Below are 13,576 nucleotides of genomic sequence, written 5' to 3' on the forward strand. Positions count from 1 at the left end.
CAAGAAAAATCCTACCCTGCCTCCACTTCAGGGCCTGCTGCGGCCCAGCGCGAACTGCGCTGCGATAACACCGCCTGCGCCACACCCGAGACGATAATCAACGCACTCCCGGACAACTGCAACGTATTCAGGCTTTGATCAAACAGAAACCATGCCAGCGCGACTACGGTAATAGGCTCCAGATAAGCCAGGGTACCAAAGGTCGCGGCCGGGAGCGCTCTTAACGCGACCACTGCCAACATTATAGCCAGGAACCCCGGAACGATACCCGCTGCAATCAACCAGCCCCACTGCACAGCGCCGATGCTCTCACTCTGCTGAAGCATAAAAGGCAACACGCACATGGCCCCCACAAGCATCTGAAAGCCACTGCGAGTCAGCACATGCACCCGTTCATGGATTAGTCGGTTGGTCAGAATAAAGGCCGCATAGCACAACATGGCACACAGTGCGTAAAAGAGACCGATCGATTCCTGCTTTCGCCCTGTAAGGTTAAAGTTGAACTCCATCATCATGGCAAAGCCAAACAGCGCCACTCCGATCAGCGCCGCACTTGGCCCTGATAGCCGCTCACCCATAAAAAAGTGGGCAACGGCGGACGCGGTTACCGGTGCCAGATACAACAACATGACCGCATTGGCCATGCTCGTATAGTTCAACGCCATTACATAAAAGACGACAAAGCATGCGAGGAACGCGCCCGTTACCAAAACCTTGAAACCCGGCCAGGTAAATATTTTATCTTTCTGGCCTGTAAACAACAGGAAGCAACCCATTAAAACGGCGCCAATAAACAGGCGGTAAAAGGTAACCGTTTCAGCGCTGACATCGGCGTAAACAGAAATTGCGCCGATGGTACCCATGAAAACAGCAGAGAGAACTGCCGCCAGTATGTGCGAGTTCATTCGTTTAACTTTCCTTTAAGGTCGGGACGAACCAAGTTCTGGTGGCGGGAGGGTACCAGTGGTGGGAGCAAGAGGTAATACGTGTTATCCAGAGAAAATCTGAACCGGGCGCTGCCAAAAGGAAATCTCACAAAACGGATTACAAATCAAAATCATTCGCATATCATGCTCCCTGCTTTTCTCTGTGCCCTCCGGGCCAGGTTATTGAAATTTACCAGGAGCTGATTATGCGTTTGAGCCTTTTTTCGATATTCCGAACGATTTCGTTCTTTAGCTTTTTGTTGATTGGCGCGATCGCACCAGCGTATGCAAACGACCTGTTAACGATTGAACATGCAAAGGGTGAAACTCAGATACCCAAGCTACCAAAGACCGTCGCCGTGCTTGATTGGTCAACCCTGGACACCATGGCTGCGCTGGGGGTTGAAGCCCAGGGCATTCCCCGCTCCAACATCATGCCGCCCATGCTCGAACAATACGACGATGCCCGCTTTGTTCAGATTGGCAGCCTGTTTGAGCCAGACTACGAGGCATTGCAAAACCTCAAACCTGACTTGATCATTCTGGGCCGGCGCGCCAGTAGTCAATATGAAAAGGTTGCTGAATATGGCCCGACTCTCGACCTGACTCCCGATCCAAAAGACATGCTGGGAAGTGTCGTGCGCAACACAGAAATCCTTGGGCAAATTTTCGACCGGGAGGAGCAAGCTGCTGAACTGACCGCCAAACTGAAAGCCTCCGTGAAACAACTGCAAACGCTGGCGGCCAAACAGGGCTCCGGGCTGGCGTTGTTGACCTCGGGCGGGAAAATGCGTGCGTTTGGCATTGGCACTCGCTTTGGCATGATCCACGATGTATTCGGGGTAACGCCGGCCGTTGCAGATCTGAAAGTCGGCCGTCATGGGCAGGCGGTTTCCTACGAGTTTCTGCTGGAGGCAAACCCTGACTGGTTGTTCGTGATGGACAGGGACGCAGCGATTGGCCGTGAAGGTGTTGCCGCAAGACAAATGATGGATAACGAGCTGGTTCAGGCCACAGAAGCCGGTGCAAAAGGTCAGATCGTTTACCTGGAGCCGGTCAGTTGGTATTTACTGGATAACAGCGGTTTGAGAGTGCTACAGAGCAACGTCGATCGCCTGCTGGAAGTGTTCTCTAACTAAGCACCCACCGTATGAACACAACCTCCACCCGACTCTCCACCACATCATGGCTGGTGGGGCTGGCGCTACTCGTGTTCGCGCTGGCCATTGTCAGCCTGAATGTGGGTGCCAGCCGCATGAACCTGCTGCACCTGTTCACTCAGCCGGATGATCGGATCACCCAGCTGCTGTTCGTCAGCCGCTGGCCGCGAACCCTGGCCCTGGTACTGGCGGGAGCCTCTCTGGCTGTCGCTGGCCTGCTTCTGCAAATGATGGCACGCAACCGCCTGGTAGATCCCTCTATGATGGGGACAGCGGATGCTGCTGCGCTCGGAGTATTGTTCTGTGCCATAGCAGCACCGGGTATGGCCCTGTGGCTGAAGTTTGGCGTGGCGGCCCTTTGTGCTGCTGGCGGAACCCTGCTGTTTCTGGCCGTACTCGAACGTATCCCATTGCGGTCGGCTTTGATTGTGCCCCTGGTCGGGCTGGTTCTGGCAGGCGTAATTCATGCAGGCAGTAGTTTGCTGGCGTACCAGTTTGAGCTGGCGCAGGCCCTGCGCTCCTGGAACAGCGGCGACTTCTCGGCGATTCTGCGCGGGCGCTATGAATTGCTTTGGGTTGCTGCGGGCATTACCGTCCTTGCGATGCTGTTGGCGGATCGCTTTACCGTGATCGGTATGGGCAAAGACTTCGCCACCAATGTAGGCGTTAACTATCGGTGGTTGATTGCCCTGGGGGTTTTACTGGTCTCCATGGTGGTGGCCAGTGTGGTGGTCATCGCCGGCGCCTTGCCTTTTATAGGCTTAATTGTTCCTAACCTGATTCGCCGAATTACCGGTGATCATTTGCGCCACGCCATTCCTCTGGTGGCTCTGGGTGGTGCTGTATTAATGCTCGTGGCAGATCTGCTGGCTCGCGTACTGATTCACCCCTACGAAATACCCTCCGCTAATATTCTGGCCATCTCCGGCTGCCTGGTGTTCCTGGTCATTCTGATACGGGGGCGCAAACAATGGGCCTGAACCTGCGCGCCAAATTGCTGCTGAGCCTTACCACCGTACTGGCCGTGCTGAGCATTGTGGGCTTTATGACCCTGAATGTTCAAAGTGACTGGGGCTTTATCGTCCAGCACCGTGGCAGCCGGTTGCTGGGCATGTTGCTGGTTGCTATCACCATGGGCCTGGCAACAGTCGTGTTTCAGACCATTACTCATAACCGCATTTTAACGCCATCTCTGATGGGCTTTGATGTGTTGTATGTGCTGGTGCATTCACTGGCTTTATTGGTGTGGGGTGTGGGGCAGAATACTGGCTGGCCAGTGGAGTTGCGCTTCATTGTCGAAGTTGCGGTGATGGTAAGCATTGCTCTGGTGATCTTTCGCCTGTTATTCACCGATTCGGTCCGTGGACTGCATGTGCTCATTTTACTGGGCATGGTCACTGGCTTGTTATTCCGGGAGCTGGCGGAACTGGCCCAGAGAATTTTTGACCCCAGCGAGTTTTCCATTCAGCAAGGCAGTGGTATTGCCAACTTTAATCGCATCAACGTGCAATTGTTATGGGTCGGCTTGATCGGTGTTGGCTTGTGTAGCGCACTGCTGTTTCGGTTTCGCCATCAGCTTGATGTACTAATTCTGGGGCGTGACGTGGCGATCAATCTGGGCATCCCTTACACAAAAACCATCACCCTCCTGATGCTGGCTATCTGTGTGCTTGTCTCCATCAGCACCGCGCTGGTCGGCCCCATGCTGTTTTTTGGTTTGTTGGTGGCCAATCTCGCCTATTGGATAACCGGCAGCCACCAACATCGCTGGACCCTGCCTGCGAGTGTATTGGCAGGAATAGTCTGCCTGGTCGGCGGGCAGCTTGTATTCGAGCACCTACTGAATTCGGGACTGCCTTTGGCCATGATCATTGAATTGTGCGGTGGCGTGCTTTTTATTGTTTTGTTGTTGCGAGGAGTCAAACAATGATTGAAGCCCGTGGGCTGAGCAAAAAGTACCAGGATACCCTGGTGGTCGAAGATGTCAGCCTGCAAATCCCCAAAGGTGGGCTAACCTCGATTATCGGCCCCAACGGTGCCGGTAAATCCACCTTGTTGTCGATGATTAGCCGCCTGACACCCATGAGCGTCGGCACGGTGGAAATTGACGGGTTTGACGTAACACGCACATCTGGGCCGGAATTGGCCAGGCGCTTGTCAATCTTGCGCCAGCACAATGAGTCCAGCCTGCGCCTGACCGTTCGGGATCTGGTTGCCTTTGGCCGTTTCCCCCATTCTGGCGGGCGTTTGACCACGGAAGACCAAAAGCATATTGACGAAGCCATCCAGTATCTCGAACTGGAAGAATACCAGCAACGCCATCTGGACGAACTTTCAGGTGGCCAACGCCAGCGGGCTTACGTGGCTATGGTGATGTGCCAGGACACGGAATACGTGCTGCTGGACGAACCCCTGAACAACATAGATATGCGCCACGCTGTTGGCATGATGCAACTGTTGCGCCGCGCTGCGGATGAAAAAGGTAAAACCGTAGTCGTCGTACTGCACGACATCAACTTCGCCTCCTGCTATTCCGACCATATTATTGCCATGCGTCGCGGCCAACTGGCCTACCAGGGCATGCCGGAACAAATTATCCGGAACGAGGTTCTGACCGATCTTTACGATATCCCCACGAGTGTCCACGAACTGAACGGACAAAGGATCTGCACGTATTTCCGCTAATCGCTCTATTCTTATGGCGAGAAACACTCATACTCCCAGGAACCAACAAATCCGATTTCCTGATAGAATCGTCCCCTCATACAACCCGTTCGAGTGAAAGCATAAGACCACAAACCTGCCTTCGAGTTGTGGCCACACACAACCGGTCAGAATTGAGCACTTAATGATCAAAGACGCAACTTCAGAAAACGCCAGAAAGCCCTCCGGAACCCCTGGTGGAATCGGGTCTGAACCCTCCCGCCGCTTTTGCGTGGCGCCGATGATGGATTGGACGACTCCGCAATATCGCTACCTTGCCCGACTGCTGAGCCGGCATACCCTGCTTTATACCGAGATGGTCACAACCGGTGCGCTGATTCACGGCGATACGGAGCGTTTTTTGCACCACAACTCTGCCGAGTACCCGCTGGCCCTGCAACTGGGTGGTAGTGATGCGGGTGAACTGGCACATTGCGCACGACTGGCGGAGCAATTCGGTTTCAGTGAGGTAAACCTGAACGTTGGTTGCCCCAGCGACCGGGTTCAGAACAACATGATTGGCGCCTGCCTGATGGGGCATCCGGACAAGGTGGCTGAAGGCGTTCGCGCCATGATCGAAGCCACCAGCCTTCCGGTCACGGTTAAGCACCGCATTGGTATCAATGGCCGGGAGTCTTGGGAGGATCTTTGTGAATTCGTCGACAAAGTCAGTGCTGCAGGCTGTCGTACGTTTATTGTCCATGCACGTATAGCCATTCTCGAAGGGCTAAGCCCGAAGGAAAACCGGGATGTGCCGCCATTAAAATACGATTGGGCATACCGGCTGAAACAGCAATACCCTCACCTTGAGATCATCATCAACGGTGGCATCAAAACCTTTGCTGAGTGTCACGAGCACCTGGAACATACTGACGGCGTTATGCTGGGCCGCGAGGCATACCATAACCCCTGGCTTCTGGCGGGCGTGGATCCGGAGTTCTTTGGCAGCGAAGCTCCCGTTGCTTCGCGCCACGACGCACTCAGGGCCATGTATCCTTATATTCAGAGCGAACTGGAGCGCGGTGTTTTTCTCGGTCACATATCCCGACACCTCCTGGGGCTTTTCCACGGTGTTCCCGGTGGACGCCAGTTTCGCCGGTATATCAGCGAGAACGCTCATAAGCCGGGCGCCGACCTGGAGGTCATCCAGACCGCTCTGGATAAGGTCCGGGAGCCCGCTCAGCCAGCAGTGACTGAAACGACGGAGAACGCCTGACCGCGACCTTAAGGCATTATTACCAACACCTTACTTTTTGCTGTCTTGTTCCTGTCTTTTCAGCCCGCTATTGTAGAAGCACAATCCACATCCGGGATTCGGATGTACCGAAAAAATAACTCGGACGACAGCCCTAATGACCAACAAGCTAGACCAACTGAAAACCATGACCACTGTAGTGGCGGATACGGGTGACATTGGCGCCATTGCCCAATGGCGCCCTCAGGACGCCACAACAAATCCATCACTGCTGCTCAAGGCAGCTGCTTCCGACGCCTATCGCCCTATGCTCGATAAAGCAGTTACGATGGCACGGAAACGAGGCGGCTCTGATACCGAACAGTTAACGGTGGCAACTGATATGTTGGCGGTTCTGGCGGGCCAGGAAATACTCAGTCTGATACCCGGTGTGGTTTCGACGGAAGTTGATGCACGCTTGTCATTCGATACAGAGGCTACGCTCAGGCGCGCCCGGCGCCTTATCGAACTCTACGACCAGCAGGGAGTCGATACCAGCAGGGTTCTTATCAAGATTGCGTCGACCTGGGAAGGCATCCGCGCGGCGGAGATACTTGAGCAGGAAGGCATTCATTGCAACCTCACGCTTCTGTTTTCATTTGTGCAGGCTGCAGCTTGCGCCCAGGCAGGGGCATTCCTGATTTCCCCTTTCGTTGGGCGCATACTCGACTGGCATCTCGCCAGCAGTGGCCGGGATAGTTTTCCCGCCGCCGAGGACCCAGGTGTGCTATCGGTCGCCCGGATCTATAATTACTACAAGGCCAATGGTTTCAGCACGGTAGTCATGGGTGCGAGTTTCCGAAACACCGGGGAAATTGAAATGTTGGCAGGCTGCGATCGTCTGACCATCAGCCCTGCGTTACTGCAGGAGCTGCAAGACGACACCGGCACCCTGGAGCAAAAGCTTTCGGCCTCTGCAGCCACTTCATCCGACGGTTTCGGAGTTCTGGATGAAAAGCGGTTTCGCTGGGAGTCTAATGAAGACGCCATGGCCACCGAAAAACTGGCAGACGGCATTCGGCGCTTTACCAACGACCAGATTGAGCTGGAGAACCAGGTTCGCCAGCTCGCCAGTAAAGCGGCCTGATTTTCAATGCACCTGAATGGTCATGTCCGATTATGATTGAGAGCCTGAAAAAACTGTTTAGTGCACCGAAAACAGAGCATCATGAGTTTGATGCCCACCAGCTTGCGGTCGCTGCAACCGCTTTGATGGTGCAGCTTTCGCGGGTAGATCACCACGAAGACGAACGAGAACTAAAGGCTATCGTAGAGTGTGCAATAAAAGCCCACCAGGTAACCCGGGAAGAAGCGGAAGAGATTCTCAACGATGCACTGGCCCATGCTGAGGATGCTACTTCACTGTATGAATTTACCGGGCAGATAAATGAACACCTGGATCAGGAAGGCAAACAGTCGCTGCTGGAAAATATCTGGCAGGTTGCGCTCGCAGATGACCGCGTAGACAAATACGAAGAACACCTTATTCGCCGTATGGCAGATCTGCTGCATCTTAACCATCGGGAGTTCATACAGGCGCGACACAAGGCAGAGAGTGCTCGCTCCTGACCGGGACATAACAAAGGAAATCGCATGCTAGCTATTCTTCATCCCAACACAGCTCTGGACAGTGAAGCTTATCGCCAGACGATGCACTTTCTGGAGAACCTGCCAGGCGTATCGGTGCGGGTGCATGAAATACAGGGCGTCAGCCAGCGTCTGACCGAGATATATCTGCTGGGCGACACCAAACCGCTCGACAAGGCAGAAATCGAAGCTTTGCCGGCAGTAGAACGGGCCATTCGGATATCCGACGACTACCGGATTCTGGGGCGTCATAAAGACGACAACCGTCAGACAGGCTTTAGCTATAACGGCGTGGACTTCAACCAGTCCAACCTGAATATCTTCGCCGGTCTCTGCGCCGTGGACGTGCCCGAGCATGTAGAAATGATGCTGAAAGCCCTGGAAGAGAATGGCCAGGTTTGCACACGCATGGGTGCCTACAAGCCTCGCACCAATCCCTATTCGTTTCAGGGGCATGGCAAAGGCTGTCTACCATGGGTATTTGAAAAAGCGGGCAAACACGGTATCAAGGTGGTCGCCATGGAGATCACCCATGAAAGCCACATTGACGAAATCGATACCTGCCTGGAGAAACTCGGGCGCCCTACGGGTGTCATGCTTCAGGTAGGGACCCGGAACACTCAGAACTTTGAGCTGCTAAAAGCCATTGGTCGTCAGAGTACTTATCCGGTTCTGCTCAAGCGCGGGTTCGGTATTACCTTGAACGAATCCCTGAATGCTGCGGAATACCTTGCCAGCGAAGGCAATGCAAACGTCATTTTTTGCCTGCGAGGGATGAAGACCGAAGCTGGTCAACCGCACCGCAACATGGTGGATTTTGCTCACGTGCCAGCCGTTAAACGGCTTACGCGCATGCCTGTCTGCGTCGACCCTTCTCATTCCGTGGGCACTCGCGAGAAGTCGCCAGACGGCATTCTGGACGTTATGCACGCAACGGCACAGGGTGTGATCGCCGGGGCCAACATGGTTCTGGTGGACTTCCACCCCAAGCCGGAAAAAGCACTTGTAGACGGCCCTCAAGCGCTCTTGATGAACGAGCTACCCGCCTATCTTGAAGATATACACCTCTGCCACGATACCTGGATAAAACGCCAGGCCATTTACCAACGCCTGAAAGGTGAATCATCAAAATGATCGTCTACGGACATCGGGGCGCGAAAGGCGAAGCCCCAGAGAACACTCTTGCCGGTTTCAAGCACGCCTACCGGCAGGGTGTTCGACATTTTGAGCTGGATCTGGTGCTATCGAAAGATGGCAAACCTGTGCTGGTGCATGATCTGACGACCGATCGGACGACTGACCAGAAAGGCCATGTGAGCCAGTATACGGCAGCAGAGCTTGCGGCCATGGACGCCCGTCGCAACACAGTTTCATGGCCGGTAAGAACCGGAATCCCTTCGCTGGAAGACCTCCTTGATGAGTTCGGTGATATTGAGCATTTTCAGCTGGAGGTAAAGAAGGATTCCCGTGCCAGGCTAAACATTCTCTGCAATCGTTTAACGGAAGTTATCCAGCACCGTAACCTCTACCAGACGGCAGCCATTACGTCGGCAGACACCTGGTTTCTGAAAGAAATACGCAGAAGAAACAAACGCATTCGCACCGGGCTGGTAGCAGAGCGGCGCTTCCCTCGCCCCCTTGGCGTAGCAACGCGTTTAGGCTGCGACTACTTGTGTATCAACTGGAAGCTTTGTTCACCAGAGTTGGTCGAGAATGCTCGTAGAAGAGAAATGCATGTCTCCTGCTGGACGGTTAACCGTATTCAGGACATGCTTCAGCTGGAAGCCATGGGCGTAAACAGCATCATTACAGATTACCCCACAAGCACACGCATGTTTTTTGATAACCGCGCACGTGCTGCCGTTTCACTGCCTGACCGCCAGGAAAGCACAGCGGCGGGTAATGAGGCATTACCCGCCAACTGAGCATCAGCCCGCTCAGAAGATCCGGTTCAGGCCATTCAATGCAGCTACCCGATAAGCTTCCGCCATGGTCGGGTAGTTAAAGGTTGTGTTGATAAAGTAATCGAGAGAGTTGGCTTCACCCTTCTGGTTCATGATGGCCTGGCCGATATGAACGATCTCGGCAGCCTGGTCACCAAAGCAATGAATGCCCAGAATCTGCTTGGTCTCGCGATGAAACAGGATTTTCAGCATACCGACCGCCTCGCCGGTTATCTGCGCCCTTGCCAGATGTTTGAAAAAAGCCTGCCCGACTTCATAGGGTACCTTGGCTTCTGTTAGCTCACGCTCGGTTTTACCAACAGAACTGATTTCAGGGATCGTGTAAATGCCCGTAGGTACATCTGAAACAAATCTGAAGTACTCATCATGCACGATATCCGAGGATGCAGAACGGCCCTGGTCATAAGCAGCACTCGCAAGGCTTGGCCAGCCGATAACATCCCCGGCGGCGTAGATATTCTCTACCTCTGTGCGGTAATGCTCATCAACGGACAGCTGACCACGGCTATTAGGCGTCAGGCCAACGTTCTCGAGCGCCAGACTATCGGTATTGCCGCTCCGGCCATTGCACCAGAGAAACGCATCCGCGCGAATTTTCTTGCCCGACTGCAACGAGAGGACCACCCCGTGGTCATCTCCATCTACCGATTCGTATTGCTCATTGTGACGCACCAGCACACCGTTGTTACGCAGGTGGTAGCTCAGAGCGTCTGATATTTCATCATCAAGGAACGACAGCAGGCGACTACCCGGATTAATCAGATCAACCTTTACACCAAGCCCGGCAAAAATAGACGCATACTCTGAACCGATTACACCAGCGCCATAGATAATCAGAGTGCGCGGTGTATGGGAGAGATTCAGGATGGTATCCGAGTTGTAGATCCGATGGTGTCTGAAATCCAGATCGGGCGGCAGATACGGGCGTGAGCCGGTTGCGATGATGACTTGCTTGAAGTGCAGCGTCTCAACCGACTTGTTACCACGGACCTCTAGACGATTGTTGTCAAGGAAGGACGCGCGGCCGTTGATCAAATCGACCCGGTTACGGGAGTAAAACTGGGTTCTGAGCTTTACCTGTTTACCAATAACCTTCTGTGCGCTTTGCAGCACCCGGGGAAACGAGAACCAGCGAGGCTCTCCGATATCCCGGAACATCTGATTGGTGTTAAAGGTAATGATTTGTTTGACCGAGTGACGCAAAGCCTTGGAAGGAATCGTTCCCCAATGGGTGCAGTTGCCCCCCACTGTGGGCTTGTCTTCAACGATAGCAACACGCTTGCCATGCTTGGTCGCATTCATTGCCGCTCCTTCACCGGAAGGACCAGCACCGATAACGACGACGTCGTAATGATGTTCTGCCATGCGCGCATTGACTCCTTATTTGCGTCGGAAAAAATAGTTGTGATTATGAAATCTACCAGCGTTTACTACTTGCGACCTATTTTGGTCGCATCATAAGCCAGTTCCTCGGGAGCCAGTGCCTCCGAAGCAACGCGCTGGTTTTCCTCTTCACACTTCTGGGTGTTGCCACCACAAATATCACAGGACGAGCTGATGCCAAGGGCACCAATACCGCCACAGGTACCGCTGATCGGTTTACGCCCGAAAATCACGCCAACAGACATGCCGGCAACCAATAGAACCACAATCAACAAAACCAGAAGAAAGGTACCCATACTGCCCTCCCCTTACTGAGTAACGTAGGACGAAAACGCTGGAGTCTGATGCCCTTCAAACCCGTTTTCTGTCCGGATAATAAAATAGGCCGGAATATTGTCCCGTGTTGCGAGCGCACTCGCCCGCTCAAAACCCATTACAGTGAAACCGGTCGCCAGAGCGTCTGCACTCATGCTGTCATCTGCGATAACCGTTACAGAAGCCAGGTTATGCGTTATGGGCTTTCCGGTCTCAGGGTCTATTGTATGGGAGAAACGCCGCCCTTCCGATTCGTAATAGTTACGATAGTCTCCCGACGTGGCCATTGCGCGAGAAGGCAAAGAAACAATCAGGTTTATCGTATGCTCAGCACCTTCCACCGGCTGCTCGATAGCTAGCCTCCACACATTGCCATCAGGCTTAGCCCCGCTGGTACGGACCTCTCCACCGATTTCGACAAGATATGACTCTATTCCCTCGCTATCCAGATAGCGGGCCACCGCATCAACACCATAACCTTTTGCGATGGCGGAAAGATCGATGTACTGGGGCAAAGCCGCCTTTACTGCAGGCGGGCTGGCCCGGAGTGCAAGCTGCTCGTAACCCGTTCTGGACAGAACCTGAGCCAGACGTTGCTCTGAGGGAATCTGTTCTGGTCTTGCTTCCGGTCCGAAGCCCCAGAGATTCACCACTGGCCCTATGGTTACGTCAAAAGCTCCATCTGTCAGCCGTGAAATCTCATCGGCTTTAGCCAGAACCTCATAAAGTCCTTTCGATAACGGAACCCAGTCCGACTGATCTTCCCGACGATTCAGCTTCGACAGTTCGGAATCTTTCCGCCAGGTCGACATGGAAGCATCGACATCTTCGAGAGCTTCATCAATACCTTTAGCAAGAACTTCCAGCTTTTTACGATCTTCCGGTGCTACAACACTGATGTGGTAGGTGGTGCCAAACACAGGGCCTGAGATTTCCCAGACTTCTTCGTCCGGCTGAAACGAACAACCCGCCAGGGCCGCCAAGGCCAGCATCATAAAGACACTGGTCAAGACCGCCCTGGCGGGTTGAAGCATGCGGAATGTCATCTGAAAGGTTTAACCTCCGAAGTCATCCAGCATGATGTTCTCGTCTTCAACACCCATATCTTTCAGCATCTTGATAACCGATGCGTTCATGATAGGGGGGCCGCACATGTAGAACTCACAGTCTTCAGGAGCAGGATGATCCTTCAGGTAGTTCTCATAGAGTACGTTATGGATAAAGCCTGTAGGGCCGTCCCAGTTGTCCTCGGGTTGTGCGTCGGACAGGGCAACGTGCCATTCGAAGTTATCGTTCTCTTCGGCAAGCCCGTCGAAGTCTTCCACGTAGAACATCTCGCGGACACTTCGGGCACCATACCAGAAGCTGATCTTGCGCTTCGAATTCAGGCGCTTAAGTTGGTCAAAGATGTGCGAACGCATAGGCGCCATGCCAGCACCACCACCAACGAACACCATTTCCGCCTCGGTTTTCTTGGCGAAAAACTCACCAAACGGCCCCATCACCGTAACCTTGTCACCTGGCTTCAGGTTGAACACGTAGCTGGACATGATGCCCGGCAGGTGATCAGTACCCGGAGGCGGAGTAGCGATACGGATATTGAACTTGAGGACACCCTTCTCTTCCGGATAGTTCGCCATGGAATAGGCGCGGATGGTCTCTTCCTTGTTGATCGCTTTGTAGCGCCAAATATCCAGCTTGTCCCAATCGCCGTGAAAATCCTTCTCGATATCAAAATCTTTGAAGTCAATTTCGTATGGAGGGCATTCAAGCTGAACATAGCCGCCGGCGCGGAAGTCAACTTCCTCACCTTCTGGCAGTTTCAACACAAGTTCTTTAATAAAGGTGGCTACGTTATGGTTGGAAACAACCTCACACTCCCACTTTTTAACACCAAAGAACTCTTCAGGAACCTCAATTTTCATGTCCTGCTTGACCGGAACCTGACACGACAGACGCCAGCCTTCCTTCTCTTCACGGTTCGTGAAGTGAGTTTTTTCCGTAGGCAGCATAGCGCCGCCGCCATCAAACACCTTGCACTTGCACTGGGCACAGGTACCGCCGCCGCCACAGGCTGACGACAGGAAAATACCGTTGTTAGCCAGGGTACCCAGAAGCTTCCCACCGGCTTCCGTTTTCACGGTATGTTCCGGATCGTCATTGATTTCGATAGTCACATCACCGGTGCTTACCAGTTTGGATCTTGCCGCGAGGATGATCGCCACAAGCGCCAGAACGATAACGGTGAACATGACCACGCCGAGTATGATTTCTGTATACATGGTCTCGCCTTTTCGTTAAACC

General features: G+C 53.6%; 14 protein-coding genes. 9 read left to right on the forward strand and 5 right to left on the reverse strand.

What is annotated here, in order from left to right:
• Positions 1-11 precede the first annotated feature (11 nt).
• Positions 12-905, reverse strand: coding sequence for a DMT family transporter (locus tag Q4501_RS01160; protein WP_303593459.1), 894 nt, complete (start codon positions 903-905; stop codon positions 12-14).
• A gap of 227 nt (positions 906-1,132) precedes the next feature.
• Here Q4501_RS01160 and Q4501_RS01165 point away from each other — a divergent pair, with 227 nt between their 5' ends.
• The 9 genes from Q4501_RS01165 to Q4501_RS01205 all read left to right on the forward strand — a co-directional run bounded on the left by Q4501_RS01165 (position 1,133) and on the right by Q4501_RS01205 (position 9,535).
• Positions 1,133-2,065: a siderophore ABC transporter substrate-binding protein gene (locus Q4501_RS01165; RefSeq protein ID WP_303593461.1), complete on the forward strand. Its 933-nt coding sequence runs from the start codon at positions 1,133-1,135 to the stop codon at positions 2,063-2,065.
• A gap of 11 nt (positions 2,066-2,076) precedes the next feature.
• Positions 2,077-3,066, forward strand: a complete 990-nt coding sequence (locus Q4501_RS01170) for an ABC transporter permease (protein WP_303593463.1) — start codon at positions 2,077-2,079, stop codon at positions 3,064-3,066.
• A complete protein-coding gene (locus Q4501_RS01175) occupies positions 3,057-4,016 on the forward strand; it encodes an iron chelate uptake ABC transporter family permease subunit (RefSeq protein WP_303593465.1) in 960 nt (319 codons plus the stop codon). The genes Q4501_RS01170 and Q4501_RS01175 overlap by 10 nt, the downstream gene beginning before the upstream one ends.
• Entirely contained in the window at positions 4,013-4,771 is a 759-nt protein-coding gene (locus Q4501_RS01180) for an ABC transporter ATP-binding protein (RefSeq protein ID WP_303593467.1), read from the forward strand. Before Q4501_RS01175 ends, Q4501_RS01180 begins: the two co-directional genes overlap by 4 nt.
• A gap of 163 nt (positions 4,772-4,934) precedes the next feature.
• Entirely contained in the window at positions 4,935-6,005 is a 1,071-nt protein-coding gene (gene dusA, locus Q4501_RS01185) for a tRNA dihydrouridine(20/20a) synthase DusA (RefSeq protein ID WP_303593469.1), read from the forward strand.
• A 136-nt stretch (positions 6,006-6,141) separates the two neighbouring features.
• Positions 6,142-7,110, forward strand: coding sequence for a transaldolase (tal, locus tag Q4501_RS01190; RefSeq protein ID WP_303593470.1), 969 nt, complete (start codon positions 6,142-6,144; stop codon positions 7,108-7,110).
• 32 nt (positions 7,111-7,142) lie between these two features.
• Entirely contained in the window at positions 7,143-7,592 is a 450-nt protein-coding gene (locus Q4501_RS01195; RefSeq protein ID WP_303593472.1) for a TerB family tellurite resistance protein, read from the forward strand.
• Between the two features lie 24 nt (positions 7,593-7,616).
• The gene (locus Q4501_RS01200) at positions 7,617-8,744 is read left to right on the forward strand and encodes a 3-deoxy-7-phosphoheptulonate synthase (protein ID WP_303593473.1); all 1,128 of its coding nucleotides are present in this window, start codon (positions 7,617-7,619) and stop codon (positions 8,742-8,744) included.
• On the forward strand, positions 8,741-9,535 hold the full coding sequence (locus Q4501_RS01205) for a glycerophosphodiester phosphodiesterase (protein WP_303593474.1): 795 nt from the start codon (positions 8,741-8,743) through the stop codon (positions 9,533-9,535). Before Q4501_RS01200 ends, Q4501_RS01205 begins: the two co-directional genes overlap by 4 nt.
• A gap of 12 nt (positions 9,536-9,547) precedes the next feature.
• Here Q4501_RS01205 and sthA read toward each other — a convergent pair whose 3' ends face one another.
• The 4 genes from sthA to nqrF form a co-directional block, all read right to left on the reverse strand.
• On the reverse strand, positions 9,548-10,939 hold the full coding sequence (gene sthA, locus Q4501_RS01210; RefSeq protein WP_303593475.1) for a Si-specific NAD(P)(+) transhydrogenase: 1,392 nt from the start codon (positions 10,937-10,939) through the stop codon (positions 9,548-9,550).
• A gap of 65 nt (positions 10,940-11,004) precedes the next feature.
• Positions 11,005-11,253 carry a (Na+)-NQR maturation NqrM gene (gene nqrM / locus Q4501_RS01215; RefSeq protein ID WP_303593477.1) on the reverse strand — a complete coding sequence of 83 codons (249 nt, stop codon included), beginning with the start codon at positions 11,251-11,253 and terminating at the stop codon, positions 11,005-11,007.
• Positions 11,254-11,265: 12 nt separating this feature from the next.
• Positions 11,266-12,318 carry an FAD:protein FMN transferase gene (locus tag Q4501_RS01220; protein WP_303593479.1) on the reverse strand — a complete coding sequence of 351 codons (1,053 nt, stop codon included), beginning with the start codon at positions 12,316-12,318 and terminating at the stop codon, positions 11,266-11,268.
• A gap of 9 nt (positions 12,319-12,327) precedes the next feature.
• Positions 12,328-13,554, reverse strand: a complete 1,227-nt coding sequence (gene nqrF / locus Q4501_RS01225) for an NADH:ubiquinone reductase (Na(+)-transporting) subunit F (protein WP_303593481.1) — start codon at positions 13,552-13,554, stop codon at positions 12,328-12,330.
• Positions 13,555-13,576: the final 22 nt, after the last annotated feature.

This window comes from Marinobacter sp. 2_MG-2023 (assembly GCF_030546935.1).
GTDB lineage: Bacteria > Pseudomonadota > Gammaproteobacteria > Pseudomonadales > Oleiphilaceae > Marinobacter.